The organism is Chitinophaga hostae (genome assembly GCF_018224885.1).
Classification (GTDB): Bacteria; Bacteroidota; Bacteroidia; order Chitinophagales; family Chitinophagaceae; genus Chitinophaga; species Chitinophaga hostae.
Genome location: NZ_JAGTXB010000031.1, coordinates 18,342 through 38,561 on the forward strand (window position 1 = coordinate 18,342; position 20,220 = coordinate 38,561).

At 49.6% G+C, this 20,220-nt stretch carries 10 protein-coding genes; 7 read left to right on the plus strand and 3 right to left on the minus strand.

Annotated elements, in window-relative coordinates; translation table 11 throughout:
• Nucleotides 1–179 precede the first annotated feature (179 nt).
• The 7 genes from KE626_RS33350 (at nucleotide 180) to KE626_RS33380 (ending at nucleotide 11,738) form a co-directional block, all read left to right on the plus strand.
• A complete protein-coding gene (locus tag KE626_RS33350) occupies nucleotides 180–2,237 on the plus strand; it encodes an SGNH/GDSL hydrolase family protein (RefSeq protein WP_211977425.1) in 2,058 nt (685 codons plus the stop codon).
• Nucleotides 2,238–2,240: 3 nt separating this feature from the next.
• Entirely contained in the window at nucleotides 2,241–2,630 is a 390-nt protein-coding gene (locus KE626_RS33355) for an SxtJ family membrane protein (RefSeq protein ID WP_211977426.1), read from the plus strand.
• 20 nt (nucleotides 2,631–2,650) lie between these two features.
• Nucleotides 2,651–2,800 carry a DUF5989 family protein gene (locus KE626_RS33360; RefSeq protein WP_211977427.1) on the plus strand — a complete coding sequence of 50 codons (150 nt, stop codon included), beginning with the start codon at nucleotides 2,651–2,653 and terminating at the stop codon, nucleotides 2,798–2,800.
• Entirely contained in the window at nucleotides 2,800–4,656 is a 1,857-nt protein-coding gene (locus KE626_RS33365) for a carbamoyltransferase family protein (RefSeq protein ID WP_211977428.1), read from the plus strand. Before KE626_RS33360 ends, KE626_RS33365 begins: the two co-directional genes overlap by 1 nt.
• A 142-nt stretch (nucleotides 4,657–4,798) precedes the next feature.
• Nucleotides 4,799–7,789, plus strand: a complete 2,991-nt coding sequence (locus tag KE626_RS33370; RefSeq protein ID WP_211977429.1) for a SusC/RagA family TonB-linked outer membrane protein — start codon at nucleotides 4,799–4,801, stop codon at nucleotides 7,787–7,789.
• A 48-nt stretch (nucleotides 7,790–7,837) separates the two neighbouring features.
• The gene (locus tag KE626_RS33375) at nucleotides 7,838–9,367 is read left to right on the plus strand and encodes a RagB/SusD family nutrient uptake outer membrane protein (protein ID WP_211977430.1); all 1,530 of its coding nucleotides are present in this window, start codon (nucleotides 7,838–7,840) and stop codon (nucleotides 9,365–9,367) included.
• A gap of 115 nt (nucleotides 9,368–9,482) precedes the next feature.
• Nucleotides 9,483–11,738, plus strand: a complete 2,256-nt coding sequence (locus KE626_RS33380; RefSeq protein WP_211977431.1) for a GH92 family glycosyl hydrolase — start codon at nucleotides 9,483–9,485, stop codon at nucleotides 11,736–11,738.
• A gap of 101 nt (nucleotides 11,739–11,839) precedes the next feature.
• Here the strand turns inward: KE626_RS33380 and KE626_RS33385 are convergent, their stop codons facing one another.
• The 3 genes from KE626_RS33385 to KE626_RS33395 are packed head-to-tail and all read right to left on the minus strand — an operon-like array spanning nucleotide 11,840 to nucleotide 20,210.
• A complete protein-coding gene (locus KE626_RS33385; protein ID WP_211977432.1) occupies nucleotides 11,840–13,177 on the minus strand; it encodes an ATP-binding protein in 1,338 nt (445 codons plus the stop codon).
• Complete coding sequence (locus KE626_RS33390; protein WP_211977433.1) at nucleotides 13,162–17,361, minus strand: contractile injection system tape measure protein; 4,200 nt, start codon at nucleotides 17,359–17,361, stop codon at nucleotides 13,162–13,164. Before KE626_RS33390 ends, KE626_RS33385 begins: the two co-directional genes overlap by 16 nt.
• Nucleotides 17,361–20,210 (minus strand): hypothetical protein, encoded by a 2,850-nt coding sequence (locus KE626_RS33395; RefSeq protein WP_211977434.1) that lies wholly within the window; start codon nucleotides 20,208–20,210, stop codon nucleotides 17,361–17,363. The genes KE626_RS33390 and KE626_RS33395 overlap by 1 nt, the downstream gene beginning before the upstream one ends.
• Nucleotides 20,211–20,220: the final 10 nt, after the last annotated feature.

Sequence of the window (20,220 nt, forward strand, 5' to 3'; positions counted from 1 at the left end):
ATAAGCCCATCATAAGCAGCCATAAAATCATCTTAATCATCTTAATCACACTAATCCTGGGCAAAGACAAAGGCCGAAGGCCTTCCCCCTCGCTTAATTAACCCTTAATTTAATTTTCTTTCCATAGTTAGTGCATTATTAGTGCTGCCATTAAGGCTGCCCGTCTAAATTGCACTGAAATGAATAGAACAAGATTCCACGACTATGGCACTCAGGCCGTTTTGTTACAAAAAAAGAGGATGCTGGTGATTAAAATCATCAGCATCTTTTTTCCTTTTATATTACTGGGTGGCATAGAACTGGTATTGAGGCTATTCCACTACGGCCATGATCTGCGGTTGTTTATCACCGCTCCGGGCAATAGCGACTATTATGTATTGAATCCCGATGCTTCCAGTAAATATTTCTCCAACCAGGAAATAGCCACTACCGGCAATGCAGAATTATTTAAGAAAACAAAGGATACCAATACCCTCCGGATATTTGTGCTGGGAGAATCGACTACCATCGGTTATCCCTATTTCCATAACGGCTCCTTTCACCGCTGGCTGCAGTATCGCCTCATGCACAATTGCCCCGATAAGCGGCTGGAGATCATTAATCTTTCATTAACGGGCGTTAATTCCTATACGGTAGCGGGTTTCGCAAAGGAATTATTGCCTTATCAGCCGGATGCCGTGCTGATTTATACCGGGCATAATGAATATTATGGTTGTTTGGGTACAGGCAGCACCGATAAAATCGCGGGCAACCCTTTCCTTATTCACCTGGTCCTGGAGCTGCGGGAGTTCAGGCTCACCCAGCTTATCGCTAATACGCTGCAAAAAATAGCGCGGCTAAAACCTGGTAATGCGGAAGGGGCAGGTAAAACCAGGATGGAACTCATGGTGGGCGAGCAGCAGATTGGCCTGGGATCGCCTATGTACGAAAGGGGACTGGCACAGTTTACCGCTAATATGGATAATGCCCTGCGCCGGCTGAATGAAGCAAAGGTGCCGGTTTTCTTCAGCAATGTGGTGTCTGCCGAGAAAGACCTGTTCCCGTTTGTGAGCATCCTGCCCGACAGCACGAAGTTCCCGGCCTTTGCACCGCTCTACCAAAAGGGAGAGGCGCTGATCGCCGCCGGCGATTCCGCTGCGGCACAAAATGCTTTCCTGGCAGCAGATAATATTTACCCGGTACATGCCGGTTGTAATTACTACCTGGGAGAGCTGCTTTTCCGTAGAGGCGATACCGTTAACGCAAAAGTATATTTTGATAAAGCCAGAGACCTTGATGCACTTCGTTTCCGCGCGCCTTCCCGTTTAAACCTGATCATCCTGGAGCTTTGCAGCAAGTATAAAAATACACACCTGGTAGATGCCAGCGCCGTTTTTGAAGCTAACAGCAAAGGACATATTATTGGCAACAACCTGGTGCTGGAACATGTGCATCCTAACCTGCAAGGCTATGCGTTATTATCTGATGCTTTTTATAATGCTATGAAACAACAGGGCATTGTAAAAGTAACCGCCGCAGAAGAAATGAGCTTTGCCAGTTTACAACAAACCATGCCATTAACGCCGGTCGACTCCCTCGCCGGCGCCTATAAAATTGCACATCTGAAGAGCAGCAAGCCTTTTAGTAATGCTTTAACCAAAAATGACACTACGCTGATTATCAATGCGTATGAGCAGCTTGCTTATGAAGTTGCTTTCAGAAAAACCTCCTGGGCCGCCGCCATGAAGCAGCTCTACGAAGGCTATCATCAACAGGGCGACCTGGCCGGCGCGGGGCGTATCGCCGAAGCCATGGTACAGGAACATCCTACCGAATCAGGCTGGTATGAAGATGCGGCCAACTACAATGGTAAGCTGAATAATATCGCTGCCGCCACCTTTTATTTTAAGCAGGCATTTAAATTATCGCCGGCTTTTAATACCGCCCGGATGCTTTTTGTATTGTGTTTAAAACAGGATAAAGCACAGGAAGCATTGCCTTACCTGGACTATGCCATCGCCAACAATGAACAGCATTTAAAACTGGAACCGGTAAAAGCATCGCTGATGCAGGTGCTGCAATTGCAGCAGGTGGCCGCCAGGGAACCGGCGAATATGGCGGTGCTGATTGAAATAGCCGACAGGTATTTTAAGATGGGCAACAAGGAAGCAGCGGAGTTGTATGTAGAAAAAATATTACAGGCATCGCCCCGCAATAAAGAAGCACTCGCATTACAAAGTCAATTGAAAAAAGCATAGATCATGGGGCGAAATGCTATTGTCATCACCCGGCAGCAATGCGTCGAATTTGGACAGGTGGCCGTATTGGCGCTCATCGTGGCGGCATTGTATTACCGCAACATCCGATTGTTAGCGCCCGCCCTGGCAGTTATACTGATCACCATCCTGGTACCGCGGCTCTTTTACCCGCTTGCATGGGCATGGTTTGGATTGTCGAAAATACTGGGCGAAATCAATATCCGGTTGCTGCTATCCCTGGTTTTTGTGCTGGTGGTGCTGCCGGTAGGCCTGTGGCGCCGGCTGCGCGGCCGCGATAGTTTACAGCTGCGCCGTTTTAAGAAGGAGGAAGAATCGGTGATGGCAATACGGGATCACTTATATACCAGCGAAGATCTGACACATACATTTTAACACAACTATTTTTTTACGTCATGGAATTTTTACAGGAGCTGTTTCATTTTTTAAAAACACGTAAGAAGTTCTGGCTGCTTCCATTGATCGTCCTGTTATTATTACTGGCTTCATTGGTAGCACTCACGAGTGTATCCGCGCTGGCGCCTTTTATTTACTCCATATTTTAATGGCATTGAGAAAAATCATCCTGGGCATATCGGCATTTTATCATGACAGCGCAGCGGCGCTGATCATAGATGGCCGTATTGTGGCCGCCGCCCAGGAAGAACGGTTTACGCGTAAAAAGCAGGATGCAGCCTTTCCGGCGGAGGCCATCAAATATGTGCTGGCGGAAGCAGGTATTTCATTTAATGAACTCACCGCCGTGGCGTTTTATGATAAGCCGCTGCTGAAGTTTGAACGGTTGCTGGAAACCTATCACGCTTTTGTGCCGCGCGGCTGGCGCAGCTTTTTGCAGGCTATGCCGCTGTGGATGAAAGAGAAGGTATTTATGAAACAGCAACTGCGCAAATCATTCCGCGCATTAGGCGCCACGGTAAATATGCCCTTGTATTTCCCGGAGCATCACTTGTCGCACGCCGCCAGCGCTTTCTACCCGTCACCTTTTGAAGAGGCGGCCATTCTTACGGTAGATGGTGTGGGAGAGTGGGCTACCACCACTATCTGCTATGGAAAAGGAAAAGATATCAGGATACTGCGGGAACTGCGGTTTCCGCATTCACCGGGTTTACTGTATGCCGCCTTTACTTACTTTCTTGGGTTTAAGGTAAACAGCGGGGAATATAAGTTAATGGGATTGTCGCCCTATGGGCAACGGCATGCGGTGCAGACGGCCCTTTTCAGGGAAAAGATCCTGGCTACGCTGGTGGATATACGAAAAGACGGATCTATCCTGTTGAACATGGATTACTTTGAATTTGCCACCGGTATGAAAATGACGGCCACCCCTCAGTGGGAGGCTTTGTTTGGTATGGAGCGCCGGGAGCCGGAGTCGGAGATCCGCCAGGAGCACATGAACCTGGCGATGGCCATTCAGCAGGTAACAGAAGAAATTGTACTGGCCCTGGCGCGTACGGCAAAAAATATTACAGGTAGCCGGCACCTGGTAATGGCAGGCGGCGTGGCATTGAACGGTGTGGCCAACAGTAAGGTCAGGGACGCAGCGCTGTTTTCAGATATATGGATACAGCCGGCGGCAGGCGATGCCGGCGGCGCATTGGGCGCTGCTTATGCGGCATGGCATATTGCTATGGGACGGGAGCGGGAATTTTTTCCGGGAGAAGACAGCTTGCAGGGCGCCTGTTTGGGACCGGCCTACGGCGACCGTGATATCAGGAACATGATGAGCCGGTATGATGCAAAAGGAGCGTACTGGTCAGATTTTGATGCATTAACAGACTTTGTTAGCGCAAAATTATCCGAAGGAAAAGTGGTCGGCTGGTTCCAGGATCGTATGGAGTTCGGCCCCCGCGCACTGGGCAACCGAAGCATCCTGGCCGATCCGGGAAGAACAGGTATGCACCAGCTGATCAACCGGAAAATTAAATTCCGGGAAGACTTCCGCCCGTTTGCTCCCGCAGTATTGGCAGAAGACGCAGCAGATTATTTTGAAGTCAGCACCGCATCTCCTTATATGTTATTTGTAACACCGGTGAAAAAATCGCTGCGGTATATTAATCATGACAACACCGCTACTTTAACAGAACGGCTGTACCAGCAACGCTCTGCTGTACCGGCTATCACACACGTAGATTATTCTGCCCGGCTGCAAACAGTGCATCGTTCACTGCATCCGAAGTTCTGGGCCCTTCTTAAAAGTTTTAAAAAACAGACCGGTTGCAGTATGCTGATCAACACCTCCTTTAATGTAAGAGGAGAGCCGGTTGTAAACACACCTGCCGACGCGTGGCTGGCATTTATGCGTACAGAAATGGATTATCTCGTTATCGGTAATTATGTTTTTGAACGCAGCCGGCAAATGGCTTTGCCCGCGGAGGTGTTTCCTGTTTTCGAATCGGACTGACCATGTTATTCATCTCACTAAATTTTTTTAAAAAAAGCCAACATTAATGCCACTGTTAGTTCATTATTAGCGCTGTTGTTAGGCCTGTGATGCTTACTTGCAGGGTATTATTTTTTTTATCAATCGAAATATCGTTCGCGTTATGAAAAGATTACTATTGCTGATGCTGTTTGCATCGGGTCTGCTGCAGGCCTATGCACAAAGGCAGTTGACAAAGGGTAAAGTGCTGGATGAAACCGGCCAACCACTACCCGGCGCAACTGTGAGAGTAAAAGGGACTAATACCTCAAGTCCTACCAATGCCACAGGCGACTTCCAGATCTCAACCGGTGATGCGGTTTCCCCGGTACTGGTGATTTCTTATATCGGCTACATCACACAGGAAGTGCCGGTATCGGGAGATAATATGTCCATTCGCCTGAAAACAGATGCGACCTCCCTGAATGATGTGGTGGTAGTAGGTTATGGCACACAGAAAAAGCGTGATGTTACCGGTGCTACCAGCTCTGTGAAAGCAGTGGATATCGCCAAACGTCCTTTGGTGAGAGTAGAACAGGCATTACAGGGTACTACATCCGGCGTAACTGTTCAAAGTAACAGTGGTCAGCCTGGTAAAAGTATCAGCGTAAGGATCAGGGGCGCCAGTTCCATCACCGGCAGCAATGATCCCTTATATGTAATTGATGGGTATATCGGCGGTAACCTCGAGTCTATTGCCCCCAGCGATATCGAAAGCATGGAAATTTTGAAAGATGCTTCCGCCACAGCTATCTATGGTTCCAGGGGATCCAACGGCGTGGTCATGGTAACTACCAAATCCGGTAAATCAGGAAAACCAAGAGTGGATTTCAGCACCTGGTTAAGCAAAAATGCTTTACCAAAGAAACTGGATCTGATGAATGCACACGAATTTGCCCTGCAAAAAAATCTGAAAGGACAGGTTACCGGAACCGGCAGCCCATTCACCGCAGAGCGACTGGCGGAACTGCAGAAAAATCCCGTTGTTACCGACTGGCAGGATGAGTTAACGCAAAAGCCATTGGCACAGAATTACCAGGTAGGTGTATCCGGAGGTTCAGAGCATGTAAAATATTATTTCTCCTATAGCCATCTTGATCAACCGGGACTACTGGTAAATTCCAACTACAAAAGAGATGTGCTGAGAGCGAATGTGGATGTTAAGCTCAATAAGAAAATGGACCTGAAAGTAAATATTACAGGCCTGTTGCCACAATCACACAATACCGATTTCTCCGGTGATCTGACCGATCCGTTTTCACAGGCCAGCATCTGGGATCCTACCAGCCCCGTTAAAAATGCGCAGGGAAATTATATCTCCCGGTCCGATTACGCTGCACTGTCTACCAACCCGATGCAGAATATTATGAGCCGTTCAGTAGATGGAAAAACTTCCAACATGACAGCTACCGGTATCTTTATCTATCGCATCATTGATCACCTGACCTTTACTTCCAACACCAGCTATGAGTTGCAAAACCAGCAAACACAGTGGCTCATAGGTCCGGGAACAAACGAAGCATTTAACGGTAACGACTATGCGAAAGTGGAAAACAGCCGCTACAGAAGCTGGCAGAACTCTAACTTCCTGACTTATAATAACCGCTTCGGTGATCATTCCCTCACAGTAACAGCACTCGTGGAGCAGGCTTCCAAAACCAATAATAACACCATTGCACAAGCCAATAACCTGTCTACCTACAGTCTCGGTTACTGGAACCTGGGATTAGGTAAAACCCAGTCTACCACCAGCGGATACTGGGCTGATGCCTTGATTTCCTATATGGGCAGGGTAAACTATTCCTTCAGGGATAAATACCTGTTAACGGTTTCTGTGCGTACAGATGGTTCTTCCCACCTGATAGAAAAGTACTCCACTTTCCCTGCGGTAGCTTTGGGATGGGTAGTTGACAAAGAAGGATTTATGGCTGGCTCCAACGTGGTAACGGGGCTGAAACTCCGTGCCAGCTATGGTCAAACCGGCAACCAGGCAGTACCGGCCTATTCCAGTATTGCGCAGGTGGGCACTGCTCCTCCATACTATTTCGATGGCAGCACACCCAGTGTAAATACACCGTTGGGAACTCCGGTATCTTCCAGTCTGAAATGGGAAAAGAACACTACCTATGATGTGGGCGTGGATATGGAATTTTGGCGTGGCCGCTTAACATTCGCCGCAGATGCTTACAATAAAAAAGTAACAGACCTGTTGTACAACACGGACAATCCCTTCTATTATGGCGGTGGAAGTTACCAGCGTAATATTGGCAGTGTAAAAAATACAGGTGTTGAATTCAGTGTGGGCGGCGTGCCTGTTGTCAGAAAAGATTTCAAATGGACCAGTAACTTCAACATCTCCTTCAACAAAAACGAAGTATTGGATCTGGGAGGTCAGGACAATATCATCGTAAATGGTATTGGCTCTGCGCAGCAGGGAGTATCTATTATCAAAGTAGGTCAGCCGCTGGGGACCTTCTATGGTTATAAATACCTGGGCACCTGGAAATCTGAAGAAAAAGCGGAAGCAGCGACCTATGGAAAGAAACCAGGCGATACCAGGTATGCTGACCTTGACGGCGATCATACGCTGTCTGGTGGCGACCTGACTACTATCGGTAATGGTATGCCCAAATATTATTTCGGTTTCATCAATGACTTCTCTTACAAGAACTGGAGCCTGAACGTCATGTTCCAGGGTACACATGGTAACCAGATGTATTCTTTCAGCCAGGCTTTCATCATGGGCGGATTGGGTGATTCGCGGGATGCTACCAGCTCAAAGGTGCAGGATGCATGGACGCCTGAAAAACAAACCGACATACCGGTATATGGTAACCAGAACGAAATCAAAAGCAGCCGTTATGTATTTGATGCCAGCTATATTAAGCTGAAGAATATTTCTTTGACTTACGGCATACCTGAAAGCCTGTTAAACAGCATTCATGTGCGCAGCCTGGATGTTTACATCAGCGCGCAGAATATCTGGACGATCACAGATTATCCTGGCTATGATCCGGAAGTAACCAATGCTACCAATGCTATCACACAAGGTTTGGAAGCAGGTACTATACCTAATCCTAAAACCTATACCATTGGTTTAAGACTTGGTTTATAATTGAACAGTGTGTAAGTAAAGGATTCTGTTTTCTTAAAAATTATTACTATGAACAAAAGATATTTCCTTCCTTTAGCTATTGCAGCCATGATCGGCGCATCGTCCTGCGTGAAGCTGACGGAAGATCCAAAAGCAACGCTTACTCCCGGCAACTACTTTAACACCCAAAGTGAACTGGATGGCGCAGTTACTTCTGCCTACAGGGCATTGGCTATCGACGGCGCCTGGGGATTTACCAGTAAGCTCACTTCCTATTTCGGGTCTGATGACCTGACCACACACCCGGCATCGAACAAAGCAGAAAACCGGGAGTTCGACAGACTACAGGGTACCAGTATTAATAATAGTTTACGGGCAGAATGGGAAGGCCCCTGGAACACTATTTACCAGGTGAACAATGTGATCACCAACTATGAAAAAGTAGCCGCTACTACGCCGGATGCTGTTCAAAAGCGTAACTATGCCGGTGGACAGGCGTATTTCCTGAGAGGCATCTGCTATTTCTACCTGGTAAGAACTTTTGGCCCGTTACCAATTGTTACCGGCCCTGCAGAGATTACCGTTATTCCGGAAAGACAAGGCCCCGACAAAGTGTATGCGCAGATCATCAGTGATTTGAAAAAAGCAGCAGAGATGTTACCGGACAAATGGCCTGCCGGTGTTGATGTGGGTAGGCCCGGCGCACTTTCCGCTAGGGCGGTGCTGGCCAATGTATACCTGACGATGGCAGGATGGCCGCTCAACCAGACCTCCAACTACAATTTGGCCGCTGCAGAAGCCAAAGCCGTAATGGATGCTAAAAAGTATGACCTGGTGCCCGACTATCTCGATGTTTTCAAAACCAATAACAACATCGAATCAGTATTCGGCCTGGAATATAATGTGGCCGGCCAGTTACCTAACCGTTCCTTTGGCGCCACCTGTATTCCGGATGATGAAGGCGGATGGGATGACTTCTTTCCTGAAATCAACTACTTCAAGGATGCACCGGTTTGTAAACGTACGGATGAAACTTTCCATACCCAGATCAAGAGCAATAAGTTTGGCGTAATCAGCTGGGATGATCCAAGAACAGCCACACACCACCCTTATTATAATAAGTTCCGTTATGCAGCAGGCGATGGTATTGTTGAAACGCCCACTAAGGTGATCAGCTTTAATGCCAGCACCAACAAAACAACAGATGTGGTTCGTTTCGCAGAAACCCTGCTGACCTATGCAGAAGCATCTGCCATGTCTGCCAATACGGTTTCTGATGAGGCGTACGAAGCGCTTAACAAAGTAAGACGCCGTGCGGGGTTGAAGGATATCGTTAAAGGATTATCCGCCACCGCCTTCCGCGATTCCGTGGTAAATGAACGTAAGTATGAATTTGCCGGTGAGTTCGGACAGCGTTGGTTTGATATTGTTCGTTTACAATTATTACCCAAGGTGATTGCCAGACGGGATCCAAATGAGTTTAAGGATCTTCCGCTGAATCCGGCGGCAGTGGCTAATCCTGGTCCAAAATACCTGGCGCCGATCCCGTTCCGTGACCTGAACCTCAGCCCGGGATGGACGCAAAACGCAACCTACTAAATACCCTTTGATTTGACCTGTAAATAGTTTAATCATGCCTTGTGCATGATTAAACTATTTTGTTAATTCGCTGCACAGGCATTGAAAAATCCTCCCTGAGCATAAACTTTAGTGAATGAAAAAAATAACGCGGACGCTGTGCAGTCTTTTGATACTGGTACCTTTTGTATGCCTGCCGGGCAGCGCCAAACCAGCTGTTCCGGATACCATTCCAGGCCCTAAACAACCTGTTGACCTGGTTGACCCTACCATTGGAAATGTAGGGCAATTACTGGAGCCCACCAGACCTACGGTGCAGCTACCCAATCAGCTGATCCGGTTTACACCGCAGCGAAAAGATTATATGGATGACCAGATCGATGATTTTCCGCTCACCATCGTTTCACACCGGTTAGGACAGGTGTTTTCCCTGAAACCTGTAGTGGGAGCCCCCGACAAGGGTGCCTGGGAGAAACGGCTGGCCTATGATCATAACCTGGAAATAAGCAGGCCCTGGTATTATTCCACCTGGTTATTAAATGAAGAAATTGGGGTGGAGTTTACCGCCGGTAAAAAAACAGGTTACTACCGTTTTCATTTCCCGCAGGGGAAAAATAAATCATTGTTGTTTGACGTATACAATAATGGGGATGCCACTTACAACTTCCTGCCCGGTAATGTCATCACCGGTATGGAAACTTATAACGGCTATGTAAAAGTATACATGTATGGCGTATTTAGTGAAGCAGGGACCCCGGGCGTGGTAGAGCAGGATCGGTTGAGTACCAATAAAAGTATTGCTGGTAAAGGCATTAAAGCCTATATCAGTTTTCCTGCTGCTACCAGCGAGGTGACGTTTAAATATGCTGTCAGCTACATCAGCCCTGAACAGGCGAAGAAAAATTATGAAGAAGAGATCAGCCGCAGGGACTTTGACGGCGTAGCGGCCAGTGGTAAAAAAGCCTGGTCGGATGTAATGTCGCAGATCAAAGTAAAAGGCGGTACCCTGGCGCAGCAGCGTTCTTTTTATACAGCCTTATACCGTTCCTATGAAAGGGCCGTGGATATTACGGAAGACGGGCAATATTACAGCGGTTATGATAAACAGATCCACCACGATAGCCGTCCTTTTTATGTAGATGACTGGACCTGGGATACTTACCTGGCCCTGCATCCGCTGAGGATGATCCTGCATCCGGCGAAGGAGGAAGATATGCTGGAGTCGTTTGTACGCATGTATGAGCAAAGCGGCTGGCTGCCTACTTTCCCGGTGTTGTTCGGGGATCATGCCTGTATGAATGGATTCCATTCTTCCGTAGTAATGCTGGATGCCTGGAGAAAAGGATTGCACAAATTCAATGTTGAAAAAGCCTATGAAGGCATGCGGAAAAATGCAACAGATGCCACCATGTTGCCATGGCGCAACGGGCCTAAAACCGTGCTGGATGATGTATACCATACCAAAGGTTATTTTCCTGCTTTGCGTATAGGGGAGAAGGAAACCGTGGCGGAAGTGCATTCATTCGAAAAACGCCAGGCAGTGGCCGTAACACTGGGCGGCGCTTACGACGACTGGGCGCTGGCGGAGCTGGCAGGCGACCTCAATAAAAAAGAGGATCAGCGTCTTTTTGCACCCAGGGCAAAAAATTATAAAAACCTGTGGAACGCCGACAAGCAATTCTTTTTGCCAAAAGATGGCAACGGGGAATGGATAGATATCAACGTAAAGTATGACGGCGGTGTAGGTGGCCGGGACTACTATGATGAAAACAACGGCTGGACTTATCTCTGGCAGGTGCAGCAGGACATTCCCGGTTTGATAGGACTGATGGGAGGCAAGCAGGCTTTTGAAAACAGGCTGGATCAGCTGTTCCGTGAACCGCTGGATATGTCGCGCTATACTTTCTGGAACAAGTTCCCAGATGCTACCGGCCTGGTAGGTCAGTACGCTATGGGTAACGAACCCAGTTTCCATATTCCTTACCTGTACAACTATACAGGCGCCCCCTGGAAAACACAGCAACGCATCCGCTTCCTGCTGGATACCTGGTTCAAGGATAACATCTTTGGTATCCCCGGCGATGAAGACGGCGGTGGTATGTCGGCTTTTGTCGTATTTTCTTCTATGGGCTTTTATCCTGTTACACCAGGTATTCCGGAGTATACTATTGGCAGCCCGGTGTTTGAAAATATACAGATCGCATTACCCAACAAAAAAACATTTACCATCATAGCACACAACAGCTCCGTGGTAAACAAATATATACAGCAGGCGAAGTTTAACGGGCAGCCTTTAAACAAACCTGTTTTCACTCACCAGCAAATGGTGGACGGCGGTACCCTGGAATTGTTCATGGGGCCTAAACCTAATAAAAGCTGGGGAGTGCAATAAATCGTTTCCCGGTTTAGTGAGCCGGTAACATGAATCAAGACAAATGAAGATGGCCATTCCGGAAGGAATGGCCTCTTCTTTTTGGCAAAGCAGGCACGATGCTATATCGTCTTCCCATCTTTTGAAAACTCCTTGCGGATGCCCGCCATAACATCCTGCAACCGGATGATTTTATCATCCCGCTTTAATGCCATCAGGCAGGAGTAGCGAACCACGTTGATAATAGTGCCGCCGGCCATTTCATATTTGCGGGCCATTTCTTCCAGGTTAAGTTTATCGTCCAGTACCACATGTTCCGGAAAAGATTGTCGCCATATGCGCAGGCGCTGTTCCGGCGCCGGCATGGGAAAATAGATCATGGATTGGAAACGCCTGGCGAAAGCTTCGTCAATATTGGCTTTCAGGTTAGTGGCCAGTATTACCACACCCGGAAAATCTTCCACTCGTTGCAACAGGTAAGCCACTTCCTGGTTGGCGTAGCGGTCGTTGGAAGACGAAGTTTGCGTGCGCTTGCCGAACAGGGCATCCGCTTCGTCAAAAAAAAGGATCCATTGCTGGTGAACGGCTTTGTCGAATACCTGCGCGAGATTCTTTTCTGTTTCCCCGATAAATTTGGATACCACCAGTGATAAGTCAATACGATATACCTCCATATTGAATGACTTACCCAGGAGGCAGGCAGTGAGCGACTTCCCGGTTCCGGGTGGACCGTAGAAAAGGCTTCGGAAGCCTGGTTTTATTTTATGGCCCATGCCCCAGTCCTGTAACAGGGTGTTGCCATGTTGTATCCAGGTACGTATTTCCTCTACTTCTTCGAAGGCATGCGGATCGAGTACGAGGTCGCTCCATTCCATACCGGTTTGTATGCGTTTGGCGGGAAACAGGGAATTGTAGTCCGGCCGGTGGGATTGTCCCTGCGTCAGCAAGCTGAGGTATTCGGGCGATAGGTGCAGAGTGCCGCTTAGCAGCGGCTCATCGCCGGCGGGCATTAGTTTCAGGATCTGGTATTTGCTGAAAAAATGATCGGGGCTGAAGTAATGCAGCAAATGAAAACGTGGTTGCAGTCCTTCGATGGCCAGCAGGAATGCGGCTGTTTCGCCGGTGGGCAGAAAGCCGCCATGCGATTGCCCTTTTATGCCTCCGAATTCAGTAAAACCCCTGTCGTAGGTAGCATTTTTAACGAAGAAGATATCGAGCAGTTGTGGCTGTATATGTGGTATTAATCCCAGCAGCAGGATGGTGCGCTCGGCGGTTGATACCCCATAATGTTGTATGATCTGTGCATATACGGATGGATCGCCGTTGAGTTCCGGTGGCTCCGGAATGACAGTGTCATTTTGCTGAAAGTATTGCTGCATGCGTGCTGCGGCCATTTGCGCAAACCATGCCAATTCTTTTTCGAGGGTAGCCGCGTTGGCGGCCATTAACTGTATGCCCATTCTGTATAAATTGTTTTTTCCATCCATGGAGCCTTGATCATACCGATGCCCCAAGGTAAAGTTTGCAGTATCATATCATAACCCCGCTCTTCTATGCGTAACCACCAGTCGTCGTCTTTTTGCCAGAGGGCTCCTTCCCGTTGCAGGAACGCTGCCCGGAAGCCTTCTACCGATGAGTTGTTCATCTTTTCCCAGCGCTGTATCACCACTTTCAGCAGTTCTTCACATAGTTGCTTTTCTTCTGCCGTCAGCCATATTTCGGCCGGCACCGGTTCTTCCAGCGGCAGCGCGCATAGGATTTTATTTAATGGCAAGTCATGTTCTGCGTGTACCTCTTTGCCGGTAACCATGTACTGCAGTAAATGTACCGCGCGGTGTTGCGCCTCTTTGTTTACAAATCCATCGTCGTTTACGAGACCAATCCGTTTAAAGCCATATGGAATGAAAGGATGCAGGATAATTAAACCGGCATTGTCGGTGTAGATGGTATCCATTGGTTGCTTCTTCATTTTGGCCCAGCTATCGGTTTCCCGTGGTGCGATGTCCGGAGAAACTGGTTTAGCAGCCGTTTTCGGCGGCGACGTTTGCAGGCGGTCCTTTTCGTACAGGCTTTCACGTAGCAATGCCTGGTGCCGTGTAGTAGCGGTAAGTCGCAAAGCTTCCTGCTGCAGCGCAGGCAGTATATTACGTATATGCATGCGGGATAGTGCCGCTGATGCCGGCAGTAGTTTACGTAGGTGCGTAGGAGATAGTTCCCCGGGATTAAGAGTAGTATCGTGGCGGGGTTGTTCCATTGCTGCGCCCAAAGCTTTTACCAGTCCGCTGATCAGTAGTGCGGCGATGCCCGGGGCTGTTGTGGTGATAAAGTCCAGCAGCCGGGCGGCATAGCTGGCTGCATTATACACGTGTATATGTGCGCCGAGCAGCAACAGGTGGAAGCGGCGGAATAGTTGCTGCAACTGCATTTTTTCCTGGCTGCCCGGCAGGAGAGTGGCCAGCAGGTGCTGCAGTTCATGCAGGGCATCAGTAGTGTGGCTGCTCCAGCCAAGCGGCACATCCTGCATCATGTCGAGGAAGGATTCATCGTTGAGGTGCTCCGCCATTTGTTCTATCAGCGCCGTGTGTTGCAGTATTTTACTATAGAATAACTTCCTTTCGTGCCGGCTGCGTTGCTTATAAAAGTAAACGGCTTTACGAAGGTCGGTGATGTTATCCGCCACAGTGTGGCCACCGGTTTCCTGCAGCAACAACAGGCTGTCGGGAATGGCAAATACATCCAGGCTGCGACGTACCTGGCTATCGGGCGGACCGGCATAAAATGAAAACAGGCCATATATCTGCAACCGCGCCTGCAGCTGTTGCCGGTGGCTGCTAAAAAGTTGCTGGAGTACTGTGGGAGCGGCATGGAATAAGAGAATCACCGCTGCCTTAATAATTTCATTGGTAGCTGAGGAGGTGAGCTGCCCCAGTTTTTCCGGCAACCGGTGTCGTGTAAGGAACACCGTTAGCAACGCTGTGGCTTCGTCCAGCAGTACCTGTTGCTGGCTTTCGGCGGTAATGGCAGTGTAGCGTTCCATGCGCTGCAACAGCGATCGAAAGGCAACTGCAGGCCGGTATGCCCGGCTGTTACCGGTCGTAACCGATATGCCGGACGACGCGATTGTTTTTTCCAGCCAGGGTTGCAGCAACGCCTGGATGGGTGCTACTTCCGGCTCCAGCCGGAGATACAGTTCTTCCAGCTGCTGGAACAGCGTGGGCGACAAAACAATGGTGTGCTGTAATGTTGTGATATATTCCCGGTGGTATTCGTATAGCCACTGAAGTAACGCTGCCGCATAAACGCTGTCTGTTTCACCAGCGGCAGCGGGCAGTTGCCCGCTGAGGAGAAACTGCTGTAACCAGGCTACCACTATGGCCGGCGGGGCGCCCGGTTGTACAGGCAGCCGTTCCCTGGTCGCTGCCATTGACTTTTCCGCCCGCTTATCTGTCCACTGTTGCAGGTCGCCGGCCAGTATCGTATTACCAGAAAGATGCTGGATAACGGGCAACAGCTGCTGTGCCAGGAAGCCGATCATATGCGGCGCGGCCACCGGGATCTGCGACCACGCCGGCATCAGCAGGCGTTGCAATAGAATTTCTTTGTCGATCTGCCGGTAGCGGGTGGCAGCCAGCGATTGCCAGATGGCCTGCAATACCAGTTGCTCCTGCGGTAAAGTGCTCACGTTTACCAGTTGTTGTACGGCAGAGAGCAGCGTATAGAGGTTGTCATATACTTCTTCCACGGCGGTATGCAGCCCGCGGTATTGCAGCAACCGGAAAAATACGGAAGGGGTTACGGCGTTTATCAGCCGGTACATTGCATCGGGGAGCGTACCTGCATATTCCAGTATGGTAAGTGTTTGCCCGGGCTGCTGATCAGCCAGTTGCTGCAAGAGGCTGTTGAGCGAAAAATGCGCATATGTTTTACCCCACCAGGGCATGCTGCCATAGGTGAGCAAATGAAGAATCACATCCCGCAGCAACCGCCCCGGGCCGTCGTTATCGTTAGCAAATGAGCGATTAAATCCTGCACGGAGTGAGGCTGCCGGCATAGTGTTGCCGGTTGTTGCCTCATTGTCTTCCATGGTATTGGAGGAGGACAGGAAGCCACGGTTAGCGGCGTTGCCGGGTTTTCCGTTGCCGGGAACCGTTTGTTTTCCATCGGCATCCGTTGCGGCGTTTCCACTGCGAGGAGCCGTTTGTTTTCCATCGGCATCCGTTGCAGCGTTTGCACTGCGAAGGGTCGTTTGTTTTCCATCAGCATCCGTTGCAGCGTTTGCACCGCGAAGGGTCGTTTGTTTTCCATCGGCATCCGTTGAGGTGTTTCCATCGCCAGGAATCGTTTGCTGCCCGTTGATATCTGCTACAGACTTCCCGTTGTGAGAGTGCATTTGTTTCCCGTTATTCCGCATAGCGTATGATGCGGTAGAAATAACCTGCGCTGCCCAAACTTTTATGGTATTAAGATGAGCCGGTTGTTGCGCTGCTCCGCTGGTATGCAACAGCTGCTGCCACCGCGCCGCTGCTGGTTGCTGCTGCAGTACGGTTTGCAACATTTGTTTTAATGGAGCGGCGGCGTGGTAACCGGCGTGGTGCAGCAGTTGCTCCAACACCTGTGGGGTAACTCCAGGCGCCCACCAGGGGATTGCGCCGTACAACAGGTAGTAACGCAACAAATGGATCTGTTCCCCGGTGTTCGACATCAGGTTGTTGGATGTGGTATCACCTGGAAAGTTTCTTTTTCGTATATACGATGGCGTTATTTCATCGTAAAGAGACATGATATAATTGGCCAGCCCTGTTTGCGGTAATGTGGGCTGGTAGCGGGACAGCGCTTCATAAAACAACGCAATCACTGTTTCATAGGCAAGATTGAAATGGCTGGCCAGCTGCAGAAGGTTACTGCGCACAAATTCTTTCCGGTTAAAGTTACTGCCTCTCTCCATGATGAGATATGTGAGCATAAACAGCCACACGGCTTTTTCCAGTTCACTGGTTTCCGTATGCAGCAGTTGTTGCTGCCGCTGCAGCAGCAGGATTTCACGGCTGCTGGCAATAATGAACAATGCTTCTGCCGGTTCCAGTACTTCCACGATGGCCTGTAATACAGCCACCGGAAACTGCCATACAATACGCTCACGTACTGCCTGGCTTCGGGCAATGTTGCGGAGGAAAGCGGCGAGCCTTCCGGGAGATGTATCCGATAAATGAAGCACCATATCGCCGGGCTGCGCACGTTCGGCGGTAGTTGCCCACCAGGGCATCACGCCATGCAACAGCAGGAAGGATAGCAACTCGAGTAAACGCTCATCTCCCTTGCGGATAGTGATATTCCCCTGCAGCTGATGCCGGCTGCCGCTGTGATGGTGATGTAACAGATCGGACAGGGCCTGTTGCAGGGCTGCCAGTATTTTTTCGGGCAGCTCGGTTTCCAGGTCTTTGAGCGGGATTTTCCCGATATCCAGCACCAGTGTGTCAACAGATGCCATCATATCGGCCGGGATCAGCTGTTGCAGCAGGTTTTCTGTACCGGCGCTGATGTTTTGCCGGAAAAGCCCGCTGACCATATCCTGCAGGGCAACGGCCCTGGGCCTTGCGTCGCAGGTGATATCAAAACTGTACCGGCCAATGATATGTGTATCCATTATAGCGGCACTAAATGATGAGCAAATGCAGGATCCTGTATGATCAGTGAAATGAATGCGCTCGCGGCAGCGTTGCGGTCGCCCTCTCCCCGCATGGCTTTGAGCCAATCGAAGTAATGCGATTCAAAGTCACGCATGGCGGCAATGCCCAGCCACCTGAAATGCGTGCGGAACTGCACGGCTGTGTGTTCAATGAACAACTGTTCGGTAAACCGGCGGAATTCTGCGTATTGAAAGCGCGCAGGCCATGACGGGAAAACGAGGCTCATACCGAGCTTGAAAAAGTCTTCCTCCAGCATCTGCGAGTCACTGTGTTTTACATATAATACTATGCGCAGGGATTGCGCGGTTTTCATCTTCCTGGCCAGCAATACCAGGTCTGTTACCGCTTCTTCTGCAGCTGCTTTAAACGCCGGCGTGCTGAAATGTGCGGCCGTCAGTAATTCCGGCGTGCCGTCCCTGTAAAAATAAACCTGGTACTGTTGCTGCAGCTGTTGCCAGTTAGCAAACGGCATATGAATATCCATCGCAGCGGTGAGTACAGGCAGTTGTTCCAGCTGTGTTTCCCTGGCCTCGAGCGACAGCCACTGTGCATGCCGGAGCAACAGTTTGTTAGCCGGCCCGTAGATACGATAACCAAATCGTGCGTCCTCGTATGCAGGTTTCAGCAGCAGGTGTTCGAGCAGGTAACATCCTTCGGAATCAATACTGATTTTCCTGAGGTGACGGATCATATCCTCTTGTGCCCGGGTGGCGGATTCGTAACTGTTGGCGCGTGTTACCACCTGCCACAGCCCATGAGCGGTATGACGGTATACTACCAGGTGCCGGCGCTCCTCTTCATCATATATAATCCGGTAGTTGCCCGGGTCCAATCCAAAGCGCAGTAAGGAAACCGACTGCCGGCCATAGTGATATTTTTTTCCTGGAATCAGTTCCCCTGATTCGCTTTCGGCGATATTAACCTTCAATATTTCATCCTTCAGCTTGTATTCCTTGACCAGGTGAATATGCAGATGAGGTTCGGACGACTGGTGCACGTCTACCTTCCAGCTGTCGGCATCAAAAACGGCGGTGAGACGTTTCCTTTTTCCGATAGGCACATGCAGTAACCGGTGCAGGATATTTTCATAACCGGATAATTCGCCATCGTTAAAGATATCCTCGCGGTAATTAAAGGAGCGGTTGCGGTTGGCGCTGAGCTCCGGCATATGGCGGAGTACATCGGCTTTCCATTCCAGTTCCGGGCTGATGCGCTGCGAGGGCGTATCGCGGCCGTAAATCTGTTCGTAAAAGGTTACGGGGTATTTGAGCAGCACAAGGTTGAAGCGCGCCAGCAGGTGATCCAGCACCGTATTTTTTCGTTGCTGGTATACTTTGTCCGGCTCGGTGGCATTTTGCATATTTTTAATATAGTCGTTGCCGTTATCATGTATGAACTGCTCCCATGACACGGGATGTTGTGCATGCGTGTAGGCTTTCAGCAAGGCAGCAGCGTGGGGCACATTGTAAAGCGGTTGTGTGGCATAGGTAACAGCGGGCACCTGCCGGAGATAGGGGGAGAAAAAAGTATCGAGACTACTGAGTTGCGCCAGGTAATTGGCCAGCAGCTGTTCAAAGAACAGCAGGTAGGTTTTCAGTTGTTTGGCTTGTGCCTGCCGCAGGGCGGGTGCGTCTTTTTCGAGTCCGTCGCGGCCAATGCCATAAATAGCAGGGAATTGATGTTGCAGCGAATAGTACTGTCCCAGGTTGCGGTAAGTACCTTTCAATGGTTTGGATGCTTCGGCATTTTTATGCCCGGCAAATTTCCGTCGCGCGACGGTTTTTACCTGCTCGTACATATTGAGAAAATGGGCGTCCTGCAGGTTGTATTCAAATTTGTCGCTGGAAATTTTTATTTCGTGTTTTCCATTCACCATTTCCAGGAAAGGGTAGTGCCCGGGTTTTACGGTGACGGGCTTTGCCTGGAAGGCGTTCTCATCATCGGCCAGGTAAATGGATTTTACCTTCATGATGCCCGGTACCTGTGATACCATTTTCATCAGGTCGGCGGGGTCCACGCTTCGTTTTCTTTCATGCAGGTCCGTATCGGCAACAAAGCCTCTTTTCAGCAGGGGACCGGCGTACATTTCTTCTGCCGTAAATCCGTTGATATACATCTCCGCAGCAGATACAAAGCGTACGGGCGGATGCAGCGCCATTTCAAAGGCATTGCACATCAGCGCAAGGATCTGTTGGGGTTCCTGCCTGCTGTCTACAAATACTTCCGCCTTGATATAAATTTGCTGTGGTTGCAGTACAATGGCGGGTTCAAAATCTTCCCCGATATTCCGGTACGATTGTAAAAAGTGATCAGTGCCGGCCGCCAGCTGTTTTATCTGTTCGGCATTTTCCGTTAAGTTACCCGCCAGTTCATCTGCTATCTGTATGAATACGCGGTAAACCCCTTTGGCGCAGCCGGAAGGCTGCCATGTTTGCACCGGTTCAATCCAGATGTTCTCTATGTCTTCTATTTCATCCAGCACCAGTTTACGGTAATCGTTCACTGTAACCGGCGCCGACGTGAGCATATCGGCTTTACGGAAAAATGAATGCGGCTCCGGGTCAATATTATTTTTTTTGTCTGCCAGTATTTCCTCTATCGGGAAGGCAGTCCGGTAGGCCGGATCAGTGATGGCATAACACAGTTGCTGTAAGATGGTAACACCCGGGTCATGCAGGTTATAGTCAGTCCATTCGGCGCCGGATAGCTCCTGCACCCTGGCAATAGCTTCCTTCATTAAAACGTCATAATCCATTGCGGGGGCAGCGGATTTTTCTCTGTTGATCTGGATAGGATTACCGGGCATATGACAGCAG

What these genes read in the sequence shown, in the direction of transcription:
- KE626_RS33350 (WP_211977425.1), top strand. Translation starts at nt 180, where the DNA reads ATGAATAGAACAAGATTCCACGACTATGGCACTCAGGCCGTTTTGTTA.
- KE626_RS33355 (WP_211977426.1), top strand. Translation starts at nt 2,241, where the DNA reads ATGGGGCGAAATGCTATTGTCATCACCCGGCAGCAATGCGTCGAATTT.
- KE626_RS33360 (WP_211977427.1), top strand. Translation starts at nt 2,651, where the DNA reads ATGGAATTTTTACAGGAGCTGTTTCATTTTTTAAAAACACGTAAGAAG.
- KE626_RS33365 (WP_211977428.1), top strand. Translation starts at nt 2,800, where the DNA reads ATGGCATTGAGAAAAATCATCCTGGGCATATCGGCATTTTATCATGAC.
- KE626_RS33370 (WP_211977429.1), top strand. Translation starts at nt 4,799, where the DNA reads ATGAAAAGATTACTATTGCTGATGCTGTTTGCATCGGGTCTGCTGCAG.
- KE626_RS33375 (WP_211977430.1), top strand. Translation starts at nt 7,838, where the DNA reads ATGAACAAAAGATATTTCCTTCCTTTAGCTATTGCAGCCATGATCGGC.
- KE626_RS33380 (WP_211977431.1), top strand. Translation starts at nt 9,483, where the DNA reads ATGAAAAAAATAACGCGGACGCTGTGCAGTCTTTTGATACTGGTACCT.
- KE626_RS33385 (WP_211977432.1), bottom strand. Translation starts at nt 13,177, where the DNA reads ATGGGCATACAGTTAATGGCCGCCAACGCGGCTACCCTCGAAAAAGAA.
- KE626_RS33390 (WP_211977433.1), bottom strand. Translation starts at nt 17,361, where the DNA reads ATGGATACACATATCATTGGCCGGTACAGTTTTGATATCACCTGCGAC.
- KE626_RS33395 (WP_211977434.1), bottom strand. Translation starts at nt 20,210, where the DNA reads ATGCCCGGTAATCCTATCCAGATCAACAGAGAAAAATCCGCTGCCCCC.